Genomic DNA, 21,317 nt, shown 5'->3' with positions numbered 1-21,317 from the left:
TGCGCCTTATTCCTGCCCCGGCAGCTGATTGTATTCAATGGAAGTGATCTCGAGATTAAGCCAATTGAAGTCGCCTTCCGGAAGCTTCCAGGTAACCGCACATTTCGCGGGGATCCGGTACCCGGAAAACTCCCGGTACGCCACCGCTTTAATATACCATTTCTCCTGTTTGGCCTCTTCCCCTCCTCCATAATACCTCAACGCTTCAAAGGACTCCATATCCCCGGCACCATTAAAAGTAAATTCTCCGGAAACTTCTGTTTCACCAATTCTTAAAGTTGCCATTGCCGTGTATCTGCCTGTTTCTTCCCAGGTGATGTGTTCACTTAAAGCTGCGGAGGGAAACCAGCATATCTCTCCAAGGTATCGTAGCATAGCACCGGTATTCATCTTTTCTCCGGGGCCTTCATCCACCACCGGTACCAGAGAAAGAAGTTTTATTAACATCTCTCCTTCCCCATTCATCAATTTATCCCTGCCATGCAGGGTAATGAAGGGTGCCATTTCAACTTCAGTATTCCAGATGAAGTAAGGGTTTTCTAAATTTACCAGCTGTTTTGCTTCAAACGCCATCCAATTTCCATCGGGGCTGGTCCGCATCTCCCCTCTCTGTATCAAATAGCCATAGGAAATTTTAGGTTTCCCTACTACTCCAGAGGTTTCCAGCCATTTACCCACGGCCGGCGGAAGAGATTTTAAATTTTCATGCGTGATTACTTGTTTAGCCGGTTCCTTAAGTTCCTGCCGGAAAGCTTCCTTTTCATTTTTCAGCATATCCTTAAAATGAAAATTTCCCAGTGCAGGAATGCTCATCAGCAGGATAATAATATTCAGGATTGTTCCAAATTTCGTATCCTGCCAGGAAATAATTATTAAGCTTTGAGATATCAGTACCCCTGCCAGGGCAAAGAAAGGCCAGAACTTTTTATCAAGTATAAAAAGCACCAAAGCCAGTAAAAAAATAATTCCTGCAATGAGCCACAGGGTTCCCAACGATCTAGAAACAGAAAGCTCTAATTGTGGAAGGGAAGCTAGCTTATAAGCCTTAGCAAAGCCTATAAAATGAAGAAGGCCGTGAAGCAAGAGTATAATACTGAAAAGGATCTTCATGAGGATAGATTTTTTAGGTCATTTTTCTTCAGAATTCGGAGGATTTTGATCATTATCCATATTCCCAGGAGACCTAATAATAAAAATCCGGTTATGGGCCCTGCTACTTCCGCAGGTGAAAAGATCACTCCCTGCTTATATTGTAAATAACTGGAGAGAAGGATCACCGGTAGCAGAAAAATTATAATTCCCAACAAGGGAAAAGCGATCTTATAGCCAACAGCATTTCTTTTAAGTATTAGAATTCCTCCCACTATAGAAGCGGGAACAATTATTGCCAGGTCCAGTGCATGGGTGACCAAAGTGGTATAATGAAAAACAAGCCCCGGAACCAGCCCATCAAAAACTGCCAAAATAAGAGGTACCCCCCAAATAATCAGGGTGATTACACCGCTGACTATTAGAAAAATTCCCGGAAATTTATTAGGTAACTTTTTTACGATTGCCACCGAAAGCTGCACTTCACCGAAAAGCAAAATAAGAGTATAAAAAGAAGCCGAAAAGGCCAGAATATAAAGGAGGAAGTAGTGGTTATAATAAGCTGAAAGTGAAAGTGAACTATAAGCATACAGAATAAATCCTATCAAAGCCATCAAACCCGGGCCGGCAGCTTTTTCCTTTCGCTTTAGATATAAAACCATACACAGGATCAATAACGGAATAACCAGAAACAACATTATTATATCCTGAGAAAGAAATCCCAGGGCAGAAAAAACACTGTCATTCCTATAGGTGCCACTTCCATATATCTCAATGGCATCTCCATATATATTTTGAAAACTCCAGGGTTGTGGAGGAAAGGCATTTAAAATTGCAGGAATAGCATTGCCTATTGCGGCAAGAATGATTAAAAGGGAAAGTATAAAAATGATCCCCGGCGTCCTCATTGCATTAATTTTAGGAGGATTAAATTAAAAACGTTTGGCCAGACCCAAACCAAATGAAAGGTAATTGAGTTTGGCTTCAAGATTTCCTATTTCCATTTCAAGTTGTCTTGTAAGAGACCTGTAGCGAATCCCGGGACGCAGGTGAAAATTATTTCCTATTTCCCAATCCAGGCCTCCTCCTACCTGCCAGCCAAAGCCGTGACCGGAGTCCACTATCGTATTGCCTCCCTGATCCTCAAACTCCAGATGATTATATACGGCCCCACCTCTCAAAGAATAGGAGAGGGATGAGTTAGCAATAGGATGTATGAATTGAAAGCCAAAAGTATAGCCCGTTTCTTCCACATCAAGATTGGAAGGCCCAAATCCACTATCTCCTCCAAACTTATTCCAGCTCCAGCCCGCGTAAGCTTCCAGGTGTGGGATGATTTCATAGGATAAAGCAGCTTCAAAACCAAAACCGGTTTTCACTTCAATCCCTGCCACTTTATCTATAGGAAAATTTACTCCGGGCCTGAATTCTGCTGTCCATCTCTCCTGGGCAAGGCCTGCATTGGTAAAAACCAGAATGATTATGCCAGCCAATAAAAACTTTAACTCTTTCATTGTTGGTGTTTTATATACGCAAAGTTATAACTCTCTTTTTCAGCAAGATATGATTAATATCAGCTACTAAAATCTTCCTTCTTTTAAAGATACACAAAATAGTAAACTTGCCCGGGTCAAGCATCTTGCCTCTTAAAGGTTTTACAATGTTTGAACTTTTCATAATACAAACCCTCATACTAATTTTAACATTCTATGGAAGACCACTACCTGGTATTAGCAGCGATTGGATTTGCAACCCTTGTGATGGCATGGCTTCCATCTATTTCAAAAAGGATCAAAGTAAGCTTCCCCATCATCCTTTTATTCATAGGTTTTCTACTTTTTTATATTGGCACCCCCTTACAATGGCCCGATCCCTTGTGGAATGACCAGGGGCTAATGTATTTTTCTGAAGCAATTGTAATCATAGCTTTAATGGGCGCAGGCCTTAAAATAGGAAGTGTTTTTTCCTTTAGCGCCTGGAAAAGACCATTATTGTTAGTGTTTATCGCTATGCCAATTACAATGGCTGCTGCATATTTTCTTGGAGTATATTTCCTGGCTCTAAGCGTTCCATCCTCCCTCCTTTTGGCTGCTATTCTGGCACCTACAGACCCGGTGCTGGCAGCAGAAGTCCAACTTGATGAACCCACCCGGGAAAAGGAGCCGGAGGATAAAAGGCGCTTCACCCTTACAACAGAGGCTGGTTTGAATGATGGGATGGCATTTCCCTTTACCTACCTGGCAGTCATGGTAGCACAAGCGGGAGGTTGGGCAGCCCTTAATTTTTCTGACTGGTTTTGGGATAAGCTATTGCTTAAAGTAGTTATTGGAATTATCCTGGGAATAATTATTGGAAGAATTATTGGTTACTTACTCGACAGGCTGCACATTGTGACCGGAGTCAAAACATTTGATGGCTTTGTATCCCTCTCCCTTACTTTTATGAGTTATGGTTTAACAGAATTACTACATGGATACGGATTTTTAGCAGTTTTCTTTGTGGGATTAACCCTGAGATACTATGAGAAAATAAGCGGGGACTACAAAAAGAAGATGCACGATTTCATTCACGAAATTGAGAGGCTCCTGCTCACGGTTTGGATCATTCTATTCGGTGGTTCCTTACTTAACGGTATCCTCACTCTTACAAACTGGAAAGGTATTTTGTTCGCTTTTGGGTTTATTCTTATCATAAGGCCTTTGGCCGGTTATATTTCCCTGATAGGGGTTAACGATCCCAAAAGATCGAAACTCGCGGTGGGCTTTTTGGGAATACGGGGAATAGGCTCGGTTTTTTACCTGGCCTGGGCATTTATGCAATATGATAATTTTGAAAATAAAAATGAGCTATACGGCATTACAGCTTATGTGATCCTCATTTCCATTGTTATACATGGGCTCACCGCGCCCTCCATCATAGATTATTTCGCCAAAAGAAAAGAATATCCTAATCCCCCGGAAAAGAAGGGGTAATCCTGGTTGCTTCCTCAGTCCCACAAATCATAAAACATATTAAATTTTAAAAATCCTCACCTGTAGCTGCTATATTTATACAAGAAACAGGAAATGTTTGATTCCAAAGGCATCTTTCAAAAGGAGGTTAGAGGCTTTTCCATTTTTTTATTAATTAATTAGAACAGGATCTATGAGTGATTTTAAAGATAACCTTAGCAACATGATGTGCCTTGATCTTTACCTTGAGGCCAGATCCCATACGGAATATGAGAACCTCAAATTACGCATACAACCCTTAAACCACGCTTCTCCACTATTGGGGTTAGACCTTTATGCTGCAAGCTTTCAGGCTGAGGTGGAACTGGGGAGGAGGAAAAAGGACCTGCAGGACATCCTGGATTTTGCCCCCGGTTTCAACAATCAAATCGATCCCGGTATTATTCTAAACACCTCCTATGATGCCCTTGTTTTAACCAATCTCGCCCAAAAAATCCAATGGGTGAACAAAGGGTTCTCAAAAATGACCGGCTATACGGCAGGTTTTGCACTTGGAAAAACACCCAGATTCCTGCAGGGCAAGGATACAAAAGAAGAAAACCGAAATAGGATACGCCAGAAATTACTGGATAAAGAAGTGTTTACAGAAATTGTTGTAAATTATAGGAAAACCAAAGAACAATATAAATGTGAGATCACAATAATTCCTTTGACAGATGCAAACAGAAATATCTCCCATTTCCTTGCTATAGAAAAGGAAGTGGCTTAAGGCTTATACTTTAATTTTCCTTTCGCATCTTTAGGAATATCCCCTTAAACGTAAACTATCAACCCCCACAACTAATAAAACCAAAACCGATTAAAAAGCTTTGAAATGAAGGCAGAGAGAAAAATGAAAAAAACGAAGGTGTTAAAATCACCCAAGAAAATCAAAACCTCCGGCTGGAAACAAATTTTAATAAGGGTAAAAGACCGCATAGAAGAAGATAATCTAACGATCGTTGCAGCAGGTGTGGCTTTTTATGCATTTTTGGCCATCTTCCCGGCCTTGATGGCACTATTGAGTATTTACGGGCTGGCTGTAGATCCAGAGCAGGCTGAAAGGCAAATATCCCAACTCTCGGGCATGATGCCAGAGGAGGCATTTTCCATAATTAAGGACCGGGTTGAGAATTTGATCTCCACCTCTGGCAGTGCACTGGGCTGGGGAACGGCACTTGGTATACTTATAAGTTTATGGAGTGCCAATGCAGGCACAAAATCTCTTTTTAAAGGAATTGATATAGCTTATGAAACTAAAAACAACCGGGGATTTATCAAGCAAAATGCAATTACTCTCTTATTTACTTTAGGCGCTATAATCACTTTGCTTTTAAGTTTAGCTTTGATCGTGATCTTTCCTGCTATAGTAAATACATTTGGCTTACCCGCAAATATTGAAGGCCTGGTTAGCTGGTTGAGGTGGCCTCTCCTGGCTGGTATTGTAATTCTTGTAATAAGTCTCATTTACAGGTATGCACCAGACAGGCGCACCCCTAAATTCAAGTGGGTGCTGGTGGGAGCTTCTTTGGCTACGGTCTTATGGCTTATAGCCTCCCTGGGCTTCTCTTTTTACGTAAGTAACTTCGGAAATTATGGGGAGATGTATGGGTCCATCTCAGCAGTAGTGATATTATTATTGTGGCTTTTCCTCACCAGTTTCATCATCCTCCTGGGGGCCGAAGTAAATTCTGCCACAGAAGTCTATTCCGAAAACCGGCTCAACCGCCAGGGATAAAAGCCTCTTAGAAAGACGTTAAAACTGTGTTATTTCAAAACTCCTTAACGTTAGGGCACTTATAAAACCTCGATATTGTATTGAAGTTTAAATTGGGAAAGCCCCGATTTCTTAATACCTCGACGTGGAAAAGGGAAGGAAATTTTAAAAAAAAAATTACCGTAAGCATGCTGCAGCTGCCAGGAAGTGGTGGTAAATATCAGCAGGGCCCTGGTTGGAGTATTTTTCTAACATTCAACTAAAAAACTATATTATGGATACGAGTTCAATAATCAATTTAGGAAAGAAGTATTTAAAAGGAAAGGTTGCATTAAAAGCCGGTAAGGCCGTTTTAAATAAACGTACAGGACTTATAGGTCTTGGTGTGGGTGCAGTTGCCGGTGCGGGTTATCTTGCTTACAGCCTTATAAATAAGAATAAAAGAAAAAAAGCTGATATTACTCATATAGATGATATCGAGAATAATAATCCCGGTATCCCGGGAGATAAAAAAATAGTGGTATAACAGCACTATCTATAAAAAGGGAAGCATTCTAAAAATTGCTTCCCTTTTTTTTTATCAATTGTGTTACTTGAGATAAGCTCAACGTCCTTTTTCATGCGTTTCCCTTGCTGCTTCATACGTACGTTGAAGCGCTCCTTTCTCGTGTTCCTTTGGTGCATATATAGTATAGACCTTTAGGTCCTCGCTGCCTGTATTTTTTACATTATGATAATACCCCGCGGGAATGAATATTGCCCAGTCATCTGTGACCGTTTCATCAAAGGAAAGATCATCTTCAGTTTTTCCCATTAGTACACGAGCCTCTCCCTGCTCGATCCTGATGAACTGGTCGTGACCTTCATGAACTTCGAGATCTATTTCCTCTCCCGGTTTTACCGCCATTAAGACCATTTGCATTTGTTTGCCTGTCCATTGTTCAATCCTGTAGTGAGGATTCGATATTGTCGCTTCCTCAATATTTAGCACTATGGGTTCTCCTCCTTCTTCTTCCGGCGCCTCCGCCTCTTTTTCTTTTTTCTCTGTGGCATCTCTATCTCCCCCCGTTAGGGTGGTTCCATCCTTACAACCGGTAAGAAAGATCAACATTGTTATAAATAAGGGAACTGCTTTTAATTGTATCCAGGGAATTTTCATAATCTTTATTTCAGGCACTCATATTTATCTATTGATGCGATAGTTAAGTCAAGAAAAATATACTGAAAATTTTTTCGTTATTTGCAGCTACGGAGGCCTCAAATTTCCGACTTTAAAATTTCTGATTATGATATTTTTAAGCGCATTTGATGCCAGTTTGCCTCTAGCCAATCCGGTGCTGAAATTTCTCCTCATTTTGGTGATCATCCTCATTGCCCCTTTGCTTCTGAACAGGATAAAGATCCCGCCTTTATTGGGAATGATCATCGCAGGTGCCATTGTGGGACCTCATGGGTTTTACCTTATGGAGCGGGACAGCAGTATCATACTTTCAGGAACAGCAGGTTTGCTTTACATTATGTTCCTGGCAGGCCTTGAGATAGATATGGCCGATTTTAAAAAGAATTCCAAAAAGAGTATAGTCTTTGGCATGTTCACCTTTTTGATCCCCATGACTCTGGGAATCCTGGGGGGACTCTATATCCTTAACTTTTCGATCTATACCTCGGTGCTGCTTGCCAGTATGTTTGCGTCCCATACCCTTATCGCATATCCACTGGTGAGTAAAATGGGAGTAGCGAAGAACAGGGCCGTTAACATTACTGTTGGAGGCACCATGATCACCGATACACTGGCATTACTTGTTCTTGCCGTGATCGTTGGGATGACCACAGGGGAAGTGAATACAGAATTTTGGGTGAGGCTCACCATCTCCCTTATCATTTTTGGACTTATAGTAATGTTTCTCTTTCCAATCATAGGTAGATGGTTCTTCAAAAGATTTGAGGATAATGTTTCCCAGTACATATTTGTACTGGTGATGGTATTCTCAGGAGCTGTGCTGGCAGAGCTGGCAGGAATAGAAGCCATCATTGGAGCTTTTCTTGCAGGCCTTGCAATGAACAGGTTGATACCCCACACCTCGCCTTTAATGAACAGGATAGAATTTGTAGGAAACGCGATCTTTATCCCATTTTTTCTTATAGGGGTAGGAATGCTTATAGATTACAGGGTGTTTTTTCAGGACCTGGAAACCCTGAAGGTTGCGGCTATAATGACAATCATTGCAACCTCTGCCAAATATCTTGCTGCCTGGTTAACCCAAAAAACCTATAATTTTACGTCTACAGAACGCGCACTCATCTTTGGATTGAGCAACGCACAGGCCGCCGCCACCCTGGCGGCTGTATTGGTAGGTTACAATATTATCTTAGGTGAGACTGTAGATGGAGAACCCGTACGTTTGTTAAATGAAAGTGTCCTGAACGGCACTATCCTAATGATCCTTATAACCTGTACCATTTCCTCCTTTGTGGCACAAAAGGCGGCCAAAAAACAATCCCTGGCAGATGCTTCCTCTACCGAGCCGGGCGACGCTGAAACCCGGGAAAGGATCCTTATTCCAATTAGCAATAGCGAAACCACAGATGAACTTATCAATCTGGGGCTAATATTGAAATCCAAACGCAATGTGGAGGGCCTGTATGCTCTTACGATCATAAATAATGCGACTGTGGATGAGCCTGCCGTTAAAAAAGCCGGGAAATTACTCAATCAGGCTTCGGTGACTGCTTCTGCCACAGATAATTTCATTCACGAACTCCTGCGGTATGATATTGATATAGTGAACGGGATCACCAGTGTGGTAAGAGAAAAGGGAATAACAGATCTAATCCTGGGCTTGCATCAACAGTCTGGCATCTCAGACTCCTTCCTGGGAGATCTTACGGAAGGCTTACTCACAAAATGTAACACCACCACCTTGATCTATAAGGCGGCACAGCCCATTGCCACGATCAAAAGACAACTGGTAGTTGTCCCTGCAAAAGCCGAAAAAGAAACAGGATTTCCTTTCTGGCTGGTCAAATTATGGAACCTCGCACGAAATACAGGGGCTAAACTGGTGTTTTATGCTACAGCCGAAACCCTGGATTATATAAAGAAAGTACAGGAAAAGCATCCTATTGAATGTGAATTCAGGGAATTTAGTCAATGGAATGACTTTTTAATCTTATCAAGGGAAATTGATAAAGATGATAACCTCTTTATTATTATGAGCAGGAAGGACAAGCTTTCCTATCAAAAGAACATGGCCAATATCCCAGACTACCTCAACAACTATTTCCAGAGGAACAGCTTTATACTGGTATTCCCCATCCAGGCAGGGGTTGCCGACCCAAGGGGAATAGATCTTACCAACCCATCGCTTATGGAACCCATTGAGAGGCTGGATGAAATTGGGAAAACAATTGGAAGTTTATTCAGAAAAAAATAAGAGCCAGACATCGGCAATACCTAAAACAAAAAAAGGTGACGCGAGGTCACCTTTTTAATTTCCGGGGGTAGTAATTAGCTTTGTAAAACGGCTCTTAACCTGGTTTGCAATTCTTCATCGTATTGAAGTCCCATAGCGATTTGCTCATATCTTTCAGGAGTTAGACCAACTTCAGTAATAACTTTGGTCATTTCTCCCTGGAATTCCACCTGCATAGACTCAAGCGCAGTAATGATCTCCTTGTGCTGTTCTTTTTCTTCAGCAGTAACAGTTACTTCAGCCTGTGGGTCAAGAGTAGCCTGGTGTACTTCATTAAATCTCTGGATGGCCATACCTTTTTCCTCAACCACACCTGCCATTTCCTGCTGGGCCTGTTGTCCTATAGCAGTAATTGCCTGGAACGCATTGGCAAACTTTTCAAGTTCAGCTTGGCTTACTTCAACCTTTTCAGGTTGTTGCTGCTGTTGTGGCAGTTGTTGCTGGGTTTGGGCAAATATTGCGGAGCTACCTATTATTGTAAAGAATAAAAAGAAAGCAGCAATTTTTTTTGAGTTAAACATATTCAAGTTTTTTTGTTATTAGTCATACAGGAGTTCAAGAACTTTGCCAAAGAGAAAGAAGCATTTTAAAGTTCGGGAAGTCCCCGTCATTTGGGTGATTCCAGCTTAATATTTCATTACCATAATTCACTAACCTGGGGAATAAACACATTTTCCTGAAAATTCTTCCACAGTATACGCAACCATTTCCTCACATGCCGGTCATATAAGAAAAGAACAATTCATTTTTAACACCTATGAAAAAATTTGCTTTATTATTCGTTGCCATTTTAACCTTGTCAAGCTGCAGTATCGATGATGATGGCCCTCGTATTGCCTATCAATTTGCCGAGGTAACCGGTGAAAACCTCCCGGAATTCTTTGAAAAAGGAAAAACTTATAAGGTAGACATCACCTACCTGCTACCTTCTGCCTGCCATACCGCTGCCGGACTTGAGGTAAAAAGAGGAAATGACAGCGGAGCCCAAAGAAGGGATATTTATGTAGTGGGGATTGGAAGCTATGACGCCAATCAAACAGAGTGCAACAGGGAAAGTAATGACCTGGAAAAAGAAGCATCCTTTTCTATTTTAATCGATGAGGATGAGCCATATACGTTTTATCTTTGGAGCGGGGTAGATGATAATATGGAGAACCAATACACTGTTGTGGAAGTACCTGTAGAGGAATCCGGATTTCCAAATGCAGATTAATCCCCTTGGTAATTAAGACCTGCTAAAATAGCGTAAAGGAATATGAAAAAAAGAGACATCCTGTGGGTTTAAAAAAGCTCATAGCTCAATGTAAAAAACAGGACAGGAAGGCGCAGGAGGAACTTTACAACACCTACGCCGGGAAGTTCTTTACCCTATGCCTAAAATATTCGACAGACTATGAGCAGGCGAGGGATACCCTGCAGGATGGCTTCATCAAAATATTCCAGAACATTGATCAATTTAACGGGAGGGGAACTTTTGAAGGATGGATGACCCGTATAATAATCAATACGGCGATCAAGAAGTATGAAAAAAAGGATTTTCACCTCACCATTTATGAGGAACAACTGGAGGACCCGGAAGTAGAAATAGATGATGAGATCGTTTCCTCAGATTTTCTTATGCAGATCATAAGGGAGCTGCCGGAGCGTTACAGGCTGGTCTTTAACCTTTATTCAATGGACGGATTTACACATAAGGAAATAGCCAAACTGCTTAATATAACAGAGGGCACCTCCAAATCAAATCTGGCCCGTGCAAGATTAAAATTAAAAGAACAAATCGAGGCACACCAGCAAAGAAAATCGGTAAAAGGATTATGAAAAAGAAGATAGACGACATTTACCGCGAGAGGTTCAGGGATGTAGAAACAACTCCCCCGCAAGAGTCATGGGAGAACATTCTTGCAGCTTTGCCACAAAAGAAGAGAAGGAGGATCCTTCCTTTCTGGTACGAAGTTGCAGGTACTGCGGCAGCACTTGCCCTGCTGTTCACCCTGTACCAGGCATTTACCGGCAACACCACCAATCCAGATGTGAAATTGGTAGGTTTTGATCATCAGCCAAATAGACCAGAACTAAGGACTGTTTCTCCTACTTTTAGGGAATCCATGCTTAGGTCTTCAATTATTCTTGAGGCCTTGAAAATGAATACCGGCCTGGCAGTTAACAATACCGCTTCCCCTTCGGGAGAGGCAGTACATAACATAGGAAGCTATTTTGCCGGCATTTTTAACGAAACTATATTTGAAGAATCTACAGAACCGGGAACAACAGAATTAACCTATTCATTTCCGAATTACTTAAAAGCAAATCCATTAATAATAACTCCTGCAGGGACAGATAAGTCAATTTTAGAAGCAGATTCTGCCATAACGGCTATTTCCGAAGAAAAAAAAGAAAACAAGGAAAATAAGGGAGCCGGGGAGATAGAAATTGCCAGTTTGCCCGGTAAGGAAGAAATGGAAGAAATAGCAGAAGCAACAGGAATGTCAAAGCGCTTTAGTGTGAGACCTACCGCTGCAGCCGTGTATTTTGACAACCTGGGTAAAGGCAATGCCCTGGATGCCCAATTTGGCTCCAACAGTTCTGCCGGGGAATTAACTATGGCCTATGGAGTTAATGTGGCCTACCAGGTGACACCCCGTGTAAAGGTACGCACGGGGGTAAGTAAAGTAAACCTTAGCCACAACACCAATGGTGTAGGATATATGGCGGCAGCCCAAAGCCAGGCACTTACAAACCCAGATATTAATTATAGCACAGCTTCCACTATGATCGTAAGATCTGATGCCAGCAGCGGATACCTTAACCAGAGCCTTGGTTTCATTGAAGTTCCTTTGGAGATGGAGTTTGCACTCCTGGAAAGTAAAATTGGGATCAATCTAATTGGTGGCGCCAGTACTTTCTTCCTGGATGAGAATATGATCTCCCACACCTCCCCAATGGCAACTACAGAGCTTGGGCAGGCGAATAACCTTAACAATGTGAGTTTTAGTACAAATATTGGTTTAGGGGTCAATTATAACATATCACAGCAATTTCAGCTCAACCTGGAACCAATTTTTAAATATCAACTCAACACCTATAATAACAGTGCCGGCCTTAGCCCTTATATTTTTGGGGTTTATTCCGGTCTAAGCTTTAAATTTTAACACCTGTTTCCTTTAATCTAAAAACTCCTGTCATTTGAAAAATGCATTTCTCTTCCTAACACTTTTCTCCCTTTTCCTCTCCTGTTCTACAGAAACGGGAAAGGAAGAAAGTCCATTCTCTGTAACCGGGGAATGGGTGCTGGTAAGAATGAGTACGAACCTCGTGAATTCTGAAACCACCGGGGAAGAGATGCATTGGCAGGAAAAATATTTGCTTAACCGGGACGGCACTTTTATTAAAACAAGGGAAACTGAGACTGAAGTTTTAACGGCTGAAGGCACATACAGGATCGATGAAAATTCACAGGATGTCCAGAATGACCCTGAACTTGAGCTGGCGTTAGAGTTTACCTATCAAACAAACAATGAAATTATAGGGGCCTGCAATCCTGCTTCTCTTAAGGAATACCTGTTCATCTACAGGGACCTTAAAATGAGGAGCACCTGGAATGCCTGTGACGGGCCCTCCCTTGAATATGAAAGAGGAAGATGATGATTGATTAATGGTAGAAAAAGCCCGAACCTCCAGGAACGGGCTTTTTCGTTTTGATCAGTTTAATTATGGTCCAAATGATCTATTGACCTTTCATAATTTCAGAAAATATCTCGAAGGACCTTAGCCTGTCATTATGATCATAGATATGTGATACCGTCACCACTTCATTTACCCCGGTTTTTTCGATAAAATCCATAGTAGATTGCTTAACCTTTTCCTTGTCACCCACAAAGGAAAACTTTAGCATTCGTTCAAAAGCAGGATTTTCAGCCAGGGCTTTTAAGTCGGCAGTGTATTCCGTAGGAGGTTGCATATAATCTATTTTTCCCGTCATCACTCCCAGCATCATTCTTATTAGCGACGTGGAGATCCTTAGTGCCTCTTCATTTGTTGGCGCTGCTATCACATTGATACAGGCCATTGTATAAGGTTCTTTAAGCTGGGCTGAAGGTTGAAAATTATTATAGTATATATTAAGTGCCTCAAAAAGTTGTGCAGGTGCAAAATGGCTGGCAAAGGCATAGGGAAGGCCCAGTTTTGCTGCAAGGTGGGCACTGTCTGTACTGGAACCAAGTATGTAGATTGGAACATCCACCCCTTCAGCCACCGTAGCTCTTACCTTTGCGGTGCTATTGGAGGGAGAAAAATATTGCTGTATCTGTTGTACCTCATCTGGAAATTTATACACCGCCTGCATCCTGTCACTTCGTATGGCGTGGGCAGTCACCTGGTCTGTTCCCGGGGCCCTGCCCAATCCCAGATCGATACGCCCCGGGTAAAGCGAACCCAGGGTACCAAATTGTTCAGAAACTATTAATGGGGAATGGTTAGGTAACATTATTCCTCCAGAGCCCACTTTAATGGTCTTAGTACCTCCTGCGATATGTCCAATGAGAACGGCAGTGGCAGAACTTGCAATACTCACCATATTATGATGCTCTGCAAGCCAGAAACGGGTGTATCCCAGTTCTTCTGCTTTTTGTGCCAGGTGCAGGCTATTTTTAAATGTTGCTGAAGGATTTGATCCTGCCGAAACAGTGGCAAGTTCCAAAATTGAGTAAGGTATCTTTTTAAGGTCTACAGACATAGTTTTCAAGGCTTTAAGAATAGAACTTCCAGATTGTAAATTGGAGATCACTGAAGTTCATAGATATACGCTGTAGTAGTCGTAAATCCTGACTTTCCTTTACAAACTCCCCAGCTACAAGGCGGGATTATTCATTTCCATGACCTGAAGATCAAGGTCTTGTGCCCAGTAATCTTTTTCCAAAGTGGTACTTGTAAAACCTAAAATCTCATAGAAACCGGCAACAAGAGGTGTTGTCCTAACTATTATCTTATGGACAGAGGGGTGCGAGGTTAGTATTTTAAGCCTGTAAAGGAGCAATTGCTTTCCAATACCCTTTCGTTGATGTGAAGGATGTATGATATCCCAGGAAATACGTGCTGTTTTTTCTGCCGGAAAATAGTTTATTCCCCCTGCTCCAATGACTACATTGTCATGCTCTGCCACAAAATATTCTTCAGTTTTGTTGGTTAGATATTCCTGCAGGTCTTTCTCCTCGCTTGCATTAAAATATTGAGGAGTATTTAACCGCAGCAGCTCCATGACCCGGTCAAGGTCGGCTGAGGTAAAGGACCTTATTTTTAGGTTTGAATTAGTCATTAATGATACGCCACAACCACACTCTCCCCGGTTAACGTGAACATCAAGCCGCAGGATGGTCTTTTACATGTTTCTCTATCCTGTGAAGAAAATCTTCTATATCAAAAGGCTTGGCAATAAAATCCCTCGCATTGGCCGTTTTTTGGGTATCAACCTGTGCGTGTGCAGACATTAACAAAACAGGAATATTGTGGGTTCTCTCCTTTTCTCCCAGGCATTCACAAATCTCCAGCCCATTACCATCTGGCAACATAACATCCAGAAGAATAAGGTCTGGCGAGCGGGAGTCTATGGTTTGTTTAAACCTTTCAGCATTTGGAAAGGTTTGCACCTTGTAATCCTGACTTATCAAAAGGTATTCTATAAGCTCCCTTATACCATCATCATCCTCAACTATAAAAATCTCTTTCTTTTTCATGGCATAAAGGTAAAAATGACTTTTATAACAAATAGTTAAACCTTTCCTATTTCTAATATAATTTTAATGGTTACCAGGTCATTCTACGGGAAAAGCCGGGAAGGCCTGTCTCAAATGTAATTATAGTAATAATAAATATATAATTAGCGGTTATAAAAAAAGCTTTTTCCCAATTAAGGAAAAAAGCTTTGTATTTTTGCTTTAAATTACGTTAAACAGGATCAAAGGGAAAGTCTTTTTCTAATTTCATCCTCATTTTCACGAAAGTACTTATATCCTAAATATCCGGCACCTATAACGATCCCAACCTTAAGTATACTGGTTGTCCATTGAAACCCCTTTTTGGCTACCCATAACTTCCCTGCATTCTTTGCAGCTTCTTTTAAATCTTGCTTATCCATCATTAGTTTTTTTATGGTTCAAAACTAATATCCAAATTAATGTGCAGGAAGTGCGTTAAAGAAGGTTTAAATAACAGGGTTTTAACCCTTAAAAATCGATTTTGAAATACTTGAATGGCAAGCCTGCAGGAAAGCAGGCTTGCCATACTTCCCTGCTAATTAAAAAATGCTTTATTTAGCAGGAGGATCTAAAAATTATTATGGCGGGACGCGCCTATATTTTACCGGTTATAGTTTTTGCTCAATTTTGCTGCACCTCGCTGTGGTTTGCAGGCAATGCGGTTTTAAATGATCTTATTCTATCTTTAAACCTTCCCCTCACTGTTCTTGGTTATATCACGGCAGCAGTGCAGTTGGGGTTTATTGCCGGCACCCTGTTCTTTGCAGTTTTAAGCGTTGCCGACAGGTTTTCACCCTCAAGGGTTTTTTTCTTTTGTGCACTGGCTGGAGGTTTTTTGAACCTGGGAACGGCATTGGAAAACAACAGTTTTGAAACCCTTGGTTTCCTTAGATTTCTTACAGGGTTTTCCCTGGCTGGCATTTATCCCGTAGGAATGAAGATCGCTGCAGATCATTTTGAAAAAGGCCTTGGAAAGTCCCTTGGCTTCCTGGTGGGCGCTCTGGTCTTGGGAACTGCATTTCCACATTTGTTACGCTTCATCACAGGAAGTATAGTCCTCCCCTGGAAGGCCGTGATCATCTCCACCTCCATACTTTCCCTGCTGGGTGGCTCTTTGATCCTTATAATAGTGCCAGACGGCCCCTACAGGAAAAGATTACAAAACATAAGATTTGGAGTATTGGGAGATTTATTTAAGATATCAGATTTCCGGCGGGCAGCTTCAGGATATTTTGGCCATATGTGGGAACTCTATGCTTATTGGGCTTTTGCCCCTGTCTTCCTCATAGCTTATTACGGCTACCATGGGCTCCAGGAAAATGATATTTCACTCTGGTCCTTCCTTATTATTGCCACCGGCGGGATTGGTTGTGTGGCGGGAGGCTATCTTTCAGGAAAATTCGGCACTAAAAAGTCGGCAGCCACCGCTCTTTTCCTGTCGGGTTTATGCTGCCTGCTTTCCCCGTTTTTCTTTCTGCAAGATTCATTGGAGGTACTGCTTATATTTCTAGTATTCTGGGGATTCACGGTAGTAGCCGATTCCCCTCTGTTTTCCACACTGGTCGCCCAGAATTCCCCTGCCAATTGGAGGGGAACTGCGCTTACCATTGTGAATTCCATTGGTTTCGCAATAACAATTTTGAGTATCCTGCTCCTTAATCTCTTACTGGCCAAAGGTTTCCCTCCTGCATATTTATTTCTCCTGTTATTGCCCGGGCCTATTTTGGGATTATTAGGATTGTACGGCGGGAGGAAATAAAAAGTTTCCTGCCCTAAACATCAATTTGAATTGGATTGTATGTTTTTATTTTCAAACATCTAATGATGGTCTTAAGAGGTTTCAAAAGAATTTTTGAAGTAACAGAAAGAAGTTCTCGCCATGGAAGCCAGATTTCCATTTAAAAACCTTTCGGTAATAAGCCTGCTAACTGTTATAATCCTCCTCTGACTCGAGGCGTATACCAAATTCCCCCTCTACCTCAATAGTAGTTTCTGTATCACTACTATATGCCTCAAATTCAAATGTTCCTTCCACAAAAGTATCTGTAGCATTAGTTACAATCACAATCCCGGGTTCATTGCCATAGGCATAGTGATTTTCCCAAAACCCATAATCTGTCCAGTACATAGCCCAGCTCACCGTTTCTGTAGTACCAGTGTAATATGTATTTGGACCATCGTAAAAGCAAACCTTAAAAAGGAATCCCATATTGACGTTTTCTTCGCCAGAGGTATCCACTCCATCTGCTGAAAAGTCAAAATTTATAACTCCAGTATTGCGACTGGGATAAACTGTCCCTTTAATTAATTGAGGATCCTCCACTTCGAATAAATCTCCATTAATTTTAGCTTTGAAATATTCAGCCGGGCCTTCCTCTTCTTCCCCGGCCTGTTCTGTGCTTTCCTGTACACTTTCAGAAACACCTTCAATAATTACAGAAGAGTCTTCCGGGAGTTCTTCTTTTTGGCAGGCACCAAACATGAGTGATCCTACTGCCAGGATGAGATAAAACTTTTTCATCTTGTAAGATTTTAGTTGTTTCACTGGGATCTTCAGTAGGGATAAAGATATAATTACCTAAATATAAGCAAGTTATATTATAAATGCAAAATTTTTCTCTGTTCCAATCAGCAGAAAAATATAAAAATAAAAAAGGAAATATGGAGGTATTCAGATCCTTTAAAATTATACGGAAATAATTCAGAATCAATATAAAAACAAAAAAGCCTCTTTCCAATCTAATGGAAAAAAGCTTCTCATTGGCTCAACACTGATTAGATCAGTATCTCAACCACATAACCCCACAAGTGGGGAAACAACACAACTTCATATATTACAAAGAATACGGCTAATTTCTTAGAACTTCTTTGCACCCGTTATGATCGGGTAAACGGCAGGGTGGTAACCCTAACCAATTTCTAACTTCTTTATTTAAAAGGCTGCACTAATGGGCATTTATAATTGTCACCGAATTCGACGATTTTCAGATTACATCAATTTTCTAAAAAGCAATTTAACTGAAGGAAATCGATTAAAAACGTATCCGGTTTTCCGTAAAAAATGAACTTTCATTATGCCACAAAATCTGGCAGCGGGGGCAAATATAATACTTCTTCAACTTACTCACCAAATAATATTTAGTTTGTTTAGCGGGGCGTAAAATTCCTGTTTCCCCTCCAAACATCAATGAGCAGGGCTCTCAGGGAGAAAAGCATAAAAAGAGATACTGAGAAATGGATTGAACTTTTGAGCTACAGCGTGCTCAATAACCACAAAAAAGTTTGCTGAGCTTTCAAAGCTAAAAAAAGAGAGATTGTATTAAATGGACATGGAAAAAATATCGGGTCCCCGTATTTTCATTTGTACATAAACTTTGAAGAATCAGAAAATTATCTTTTGGCTTCAGCCTTACGTGCTTCAAAACTTGAACAAATAAAAAAAATATACCTTCAAAAAAGTCCAATTAACAATGCCAGGCCGGTTAATTCTTTTATTTTCGCTTTTTAAACTTTAAATCTACAATCATGAAAAATCTTATTGAAAACATCCAGTCTACTTTTGAATCTTTCCAAACCGAAGCAAATGCTCAATTAGAAAGCGGTAATAAAGCAGCAGGGACCAGAGCAAGAAAATCATCTTTAGAGCTGGAAAAGCTTTTAAAAGAATTCCGTAAAGTTTCTGTTGCTGAATCAAAAAAGTAAGACTTTTCAAGGACAACCCAGAGATAAATAAAGTGGAATGCAATTTCAATTATTTTCTCAAAAAATATCCTCCTATTCAGGAGGTTTTTTTTTGGCAATTTTTAATTTTAACTTATTATATATAAAGGAATTAAATTAAGATAACAACTTCGACCTGTTTTTACTAAAAATCCTCCAGAGGCCCCGGAAAACCCTAAAAAAATTTACTAAAAAATGCATCCAAATTGTAAAAATTCCAGGTTGCAATCAATGACAGGTACATAGCTATAATTTCTCGATATTTTCCACCTTCTCTATACCTCTTCAGGTATAACATGAATAAATTTTTATTAATTATACCTCTAGGGGCACTGGCGTCCGGTAAAAATAGTATTTCTTGTTTTAATCTTAATAAACCTTGATTCTACATCACTTCGATTTTGATTTCCGGCTTATGGGGCCCTAGATCAAAAAGATTGGGTGCAAGCTGTATATTTTTTGGATAAATGTTAGGATCTGCTGATTTTAAAAGTAAGTCTGTAACTCTCACATAATTCATTAAATGAAGCCTGAATAGCCCACAGATAACCGAATATGATAATCTACAACGTCGCGATCCTTTTCGAGCTATTTGGACGAGTAAATCCGCTATAAGTGCACACCAGATTTGAATTCGTATTGCATTCTCATTATCGCCAATAAAGCTGGTGATCTTAAGGTTTTGCTTGAGCCTTTTAAATAAAAGCTCAATTTGCCATCGCTGCTTGTATATTTCTGCAATTGTGCAAGCAGGCAGCTGCATATCATTGGTAATAAATTCAATTTCCCGTTGATCTTTGTGATCATAAAACTTTATAATGCGGCATTTTACTTTTTGTTTTTGCTGGCTATGCCCTAATTCTGCTCTACAGTCTTCCAATATGCCATATTTCTCATCCTCCTTAGTTAAGAGGTTATAATTCCCCCAAGTTACTTTGCATCTTTTGTGCAGTCGGCTTACAAAACTGACATCGTTTTTACTCCAATGAATAAATAAACCAAAATTTAAGTATGCCTTATCAAAAACTACAATGATCTGTGCAGGAAGTTTTTTAAATCGGGGCATAAAATTTTTATCATTTTCCGCTGCCTTAGTAATCATTATTAAGGAAGGAACCTGTTCTTTTAGCCACATTCCAGTATGTATTTTAACTCCTCCCTTACGCCTCCCGTTGGCCATAGCATTACCACAGGCCTTCATTATATTCTTGAAAAGGGTAACAGTTGTAGAATCAACCAAAAATAGCCTAGAGAGCCATTTTTCATTTTTAGGTATACTGCTGTCCGAGAAAAAACGATAGTGCTGCTTATATATGCTTATAAAGGTTTTTTCAAACAAGTCAGAACACCGGCGCATATTAGCATCACTCACGGTGCTTCTGCATGGCATAGAACTCATTCCTAAATGTTTTAAACTTTGATTATGTGCTGCTAAACCTGAGCATAACTCACGTAATCCACCAACATTTTCAATAACAGCAAACAACATACAGACCAGATGATCCCAGGAGGTAAATCGTTTTGTATAGCGATCCGCACCTAGCTGACCAACAATACGATTAAAATTGTTCCGGGGAATAAAAGATAACAGCTGTCCGAGAACCGGCATTCCAGAATTTCTTGTAATTTTGTCCATAATGTCCGCTTTAAGTGGAACCTTTAAAGGGAGTCTGTGGTCGAAAACGAGGACTCCCTTTTTTCATGGTATTAAGGTAGGATTTAATTTGGTTTACCGGACGCCAGTGCCTCTAGGGGTATAAACACCAAATAAATTCACATATTGTACCCGTTAAGGTATACTTATGGAAAACTGGAACCGAAATGATCCTATTGCTAAGTTTGTACGAACACAGCGAAAAGAGAATAACATGACACAGTCTGAAATCTCCGATCTTACTGGGGTCGGATTGCGATTTATCAGGGACCTCGAACAGGGAAAACCAAATTTAATGACAGACAAAGTGAACCAGGTCCTTAAATTTTTTGGAAGTACATTAAAACCTCAACCTCTTGATTAATGCGACAAGCTAAAATTTTAATAGATCAACAAATAGCAGGAATTTCTTCCTGTTTAGATTAACCACAATTTTTGCTTAGTCCCCAACAATCATACTTGATCCATAATTTAGCCGTTTTCACAATTTTGCAAAAATTTGCCAATAAAAAAAGCCTCTCATTTCTGAAAGGCTTTTGCAATTATGCGGTCTGGACGAGACTCGAACTAACCGCTAAACTCTTTTATTTACAAGGCCTCCCAAAGGGCCATTTGTAACACTCACCGAATTCGACACCTTTTAGAAAACTTTAACTTATCTAAAAACAATTTCATTTAATTGGAATCATTTGTCATCGGCATGTGTCAATTAGATGAAATAAACCGGGTAATTTAAGCTCCAAAATTGAGTATGGAGGGAAATAAAATTTTCAACCCTTCAGTTTCTTCGATGGGTAAAACTAGTAATCTATTATAGGTTTCCTCGTCCCTACTATTCTCAGAGCAAAATCTTTAATGACCACTTTTCGAAAAACGAGTTATCTAAAAAAAGGCAAAATATTTAATTTTTTGAATAATTAATAA

Annotated in this window: 23 protein-coding genes; 12 read left to right on the top strand and 11 right to left on the bottom strand. The window is 40.4% G+C overall.

The window, feature by feature from the left end:
- Nucleotides 1-6: 6 nt before the first annotated feature.
- The 3 genes from FHG64_RS11620 to FHG64_RS11610 are packed head-to-tail and all read right to left on the bottom strand — an operon-like array spanning nucleotide 7 to nucleotide 2,603.
- Nucleotides 7-1,110, bottom strand: coding sequence for a DUF6544 family protein (locus FHG64_RS11620; RefSeq protein WP_139066558.1), 1,104 nt, complete (start codon nucleotides 1,108-1,110; stop codon nucleotides 7-9).
- Nucleotides 1,107-1,997, bottom strand: a complete 891-nt coding sequence (locus tag FHG64_RS11615) for a hypothetical protein (RefSeq protein WP_139066557.1) — start codon at nucleotides 1,995-1,997, stop codon at nucleotides 1,107-1,109. The genes FHG64_RS11620 and FHG64_RS11615 overlap by 4 nt, the downstream gene beginning before the upstream one ends.
- A 24-nt stretch (nucleotides 1,998-2,021) precedes the next feature.
- Entirely contained in the window at nucleotides 2,022-2,603 is a 582-nt protein-coding gene (locus tag FHG64_RS11610) for an outer membrane protein (RefSeq protein ID WP_139066556.1), read from the bottom strand.
- Between the two features lie 195 nt (nucleotides 2,604-2,798).
- Here FHG64_RS11610 and FHG64_RS11605 point away from each other — a divergent pair, with 195 nt between their 5' ends.
- The 4 genes from FHG64_RS11605 (at nucleotide 2,799) to FHG64_RS11590 (ending at nucleotide 6,322) form a co-directional block, all read left to right on the top strand.
- Nucleotides 2,799-4,061, top strand: a complete 1,263-nt coding sequence (locus tag FHG64_RS11605; protein ID WP_139066555.1) for a cation:proton antiporter — start codon at nucleotides 2,799-2,801, stop codon at nucleotides 4,059-4,061.
- Nucleotides 4,062-4,233: 172 nt separating this feature from the next.
- Nucleotides 4,234-4,809 (top strand): PAS domain-containing protein, encoded by a 576-nt coding sequence (locus tag FHG64_RS11600; protein ID WP_139066554.1) that lies wholly within the window; start codon nucleotides 4,234-4,236, stop codon nucleotides 4,807-4,809.
- 105 nt (nucleotides 4,810-4,914) lie between these two features.
- Nucleotides 4,915-5,817 carry a YihY/virulence factor BrkB family protein gene (locus FHG64_RS11595; RefSeq protein WP_139066553.1) on the top strand — a complete coding sequence of 301 codons (903 nt, stop codon included), beginning with the start codon at nucleotides 4,915-4,917 and terminating at the stop codon, nucleotides 5,815-5,817.
- A gap of 253 nt (nucleotides 5,818-6,070) precedes the next feature.
- A complete protein-coding gene (locus FHG64_RS11590; RefSeq protein ID WP_139066552.1) occupies nucleotides 6,071-6,322 on the top strand; it encodes a hypothetical protein in 252 nt (83 codons plus the stop codon).
- Between the two features lie 78 nt (nucleotides 6,323-6,400).
- Here the strand turns inward: FHG64_RS11590 and FHG64_RS11585 are convergent, their stop codons facing one another.
- Nucleotides 6,401-6,955 carry a cupin domain-containing protein gene (locus FHG64_RS11585; protein ID WP_218937514.1) on the bottom strand — a complete coding sequence of 185 codons (555 nt, stop codon included), beginning with the start codon at nucleotides 6,953-6,955 and terminating at the stop codon, nucleotides 6,401-6,403.
- A 127-nt stretch (nucleotides 6,956-7,082) separates the two neighbouring features.
- On the opposite strand from FHG64_RS11585, the gene FHG64_RS11580 reads away from it, so the two are divergent.
- Nucleotides 7,083-9,230 (top strand): cation:proton antiporter, encoded by a 2,148-nt coding sequence (locus FHG64_RS11580; protein ID WP_139066551.1) that lies wholly within the window; start codon nucleotides 7,083-7,085, stop codon nucleotides 9,228-9,230.
- 74 nt (nucleotides 9,231-9,304) lie between these two features.
- Here the strand turns inward: FHG64_RS11580 and FHG64_RS11575 are convergent, their stop codons facing one another.
- Complete coding sequence (locus FHG64_RS11575; protein ID WP_139066550.1) at nucleotides 9,305-9,790, bottom strand: DUF4168 domain-containing protein; 486 nt, start codon at nucleotides 9,788-9,790, stop codon at nucleotides 9,305-9,307.
- Nucleotides 9,791-10,026: 236 nt separating this feature from the next.
- On the opposite strand from FHG64_RS11575, the gene FHG64_RS11570 reads away from it, so the two are divergent.
- The 4 genes from FHG64_RS11570 (at nucleotide 10,027) to FHG64_RS11555 (ending at nucleotide 12,911) form a co-directional block, all read left to right on the top strand.
- Entirely contained in the window at nucleotides 10,027-10,482 is a 456-nt protein-coding gene (locus tag FHG64_RS11570) for a membrane lipoprotein lipid attachment site-containing protein (protein WP_139066549.1), read from the top strand.
- A 62-nt stretch (nucleotides 10,483-10,544) separates the two neighbouring features.
- Complete coding sequence (locus tag FHG64_RS11565; protein WP_139066548.1) at nucleotides 10,545-11,087, top strand: RNA polymerase sigma factor; 543 nt, start codon at nucleotides 10,545-10,547, stop codon at nucleotides 11,085-11,087.
- Complete coding sequence (locus tag FHG64_RS11560; RefSeq protein ID WP_139066547.1) at nucleotides 11,084-12,418, top strand: hypothetical protein; 1,335 nt, start codon at nucleotides 11,084-11,086, stop codon at nucleotides 12,416-12,418. The genes FHG64_RS11565 and FHG64_RS11560 overlap by 4 nt, the downstream gene beginning before the upstream one ends.
- Before the next feature lie 34 nt (nucleotides 12,419-12,452).
- Nucleotides 12,453-12,911, top strand: coding sequence for a hypothetical protein (locus FHG64_RS11555; protein ID WP_139066546.1), 459 nt, complete (start codon nucleotides 12,453-12,455; stop codon nucleotides 12,909-12,911).
- Nucleotides 12,912-12,993: 82 nt separating this feature from the next.
- Here the strand turns inward: FHG64_RS11555 and FHG64_RS11550 are convergent, their stop codons facing one another.
- From FHG64_RS11550 to FHG64_RS11535, 4 genes are all read right to left on the bottom strand, one after another.
- Nucleotides 12,994-14,001 carry an LLM class flavin-dependent oxidoreductase gene (locus tag FHG64_RS11550; protein WP_139067958.1) on the bottom strand — a complete coding sequence of 336 codons (1,008 nt, stop codon included), beginning with the start codon at nucleotides 13,999-14,001 and terminating at the stop codon, nucleotides 12,994-12,996.
- A 114-nt stretch (nucleotides 14,002-14,115) separates the two neighbouring features.
- Complete coding sequence (locus tag FHG64_RS11545; RefSeq protein ID WP_139066545.1) at nucleotides 14,116-14,580, bottom strand: GNAT family N-acetyltransferase; 465 nt, start codon at nucleotides 14,578-14,580, stop codon at nucleotides 14,116-14,118.
- A gap of 43 nt (nucleotides 14,581-14,623) precedes the next feature.
- Nucleotides 14,624-14,998, bottom strand: a complete 375-nt coding sequence (locus FHG64_RS11540) for a response regulator transcription factor (RefSeq protein ID WP_139066544.1) — start codon at nucleotides 14,996-14,998, stop codon at nucleotides 14,624-14,626.
- Between the two features lie 221 nt (nucleotides 14,999-15,219).
- On the bottom strand, nucleotides 15,220-15,402 hold the full coding sequence (locus FHG64_RS11535) for a hypothetical protein (RefSeq protein ID WP_139066543.1): 183 nt from the start codon (nucleotides 15,400-15,402) through the stop codon (nucleotides 15,220-15,222).
- Nucleotides 15,403-15,599: 197 nt separating this feature from the next.
- On the opposite strand from FHG64_RS11535, the gene FHG64_RS11530 reads away from it, so the two are divergent.
- Nucleotides 15,600-16,778 (top strand): MFS transporter, encoded by a 1,179-nt coding sequence (locus FHG64_RS11530; RefSeq protein ID WP_139066542.1) that lies wholly within the window; start codon nucleotides 15,600-15,602, stop codon nucleotides 16,776-16,778.
- A 165-nt stretch (nucleotides 16,779-16,943) separates the two neighbouring features.
- Here the strand turns inward: FHG64_RS11530 and FHG64_RS11525 are convergent, their stop codons facing one another.
- Nucleotides 16,944-17,540, bottom strand: coding sequence for a hypothetical protein (locus tag FHG64_RS11525; protein WP_139066541.1), 597 nt, complete (start codon nucleotides 17,538-17,540; stop codon nucleotides 16,944-16,946).
- Between the two features lie 1,004 nt (nucleotides 17,541-18,544).
- Here FHG64_RS11525 and FHG64_RS11520 point away from each other — a divergent pair.
- Complete coding sequence (locus tag FHG64_RS11520; RefSeq protein WP_139066540.1) at nucleotides 18,545-18,721, top strand: histone H1; 177 nt, start codon at nucleotides 18,545-18,547, stop codon at nucleotides 18,719-18,721.
- A gap of 403 nt (nucleotides 18,722-19,124) precedes the next feature.
- On the opposite strand, the gene FHG64_RS11515 is transcribed toward FHG64_RS11520, so the two are convergent.
- Nucleotides 19,125-20,375, bottom strand: a complete 1,251-nt coding sequence (locus FHG64_RS11515) for an IS4 family transposase (RefSeq protein ID WP_139066539.1) — start codon at nucleotides 20,373-20,375, stop codon at nucleotides 19,125-19,127.
- A 166-nt stretch (nucleotides 20,376-20,541) separates the two neighbouring features.
- Between FHG64_RS11515 and FHG64_RS11510 the strand changes: the two genes are divergently transcribed.
- Complete coding sequence (locus FHG64_RS11510) at nucleotides 20,542-20,757, top strand: helix-turn-helix transcriptional regulator (protein WP_139066538.1); 216 nt, start codon at nucleotides 20,542-20,544, stop codon at nucleotides 20,755-20,757.
- Nucleotides 20,758-21,317 lie beyond the last annotated feature (560 nt).

Origin of the sequence: Antarcticibacterium flavum (assembly GCF_006159205.1) — a bacterium.
GTDB classification, from domain to species: Bacteria; Bacteroidota; Bacteroidia; order Flavobacteriales; family Flavobacteriaceae; genus Gillisia; species Gillisia flava.
This window is presented reverse-complemented; position numbering and strand designations above follow the sequence as displayed.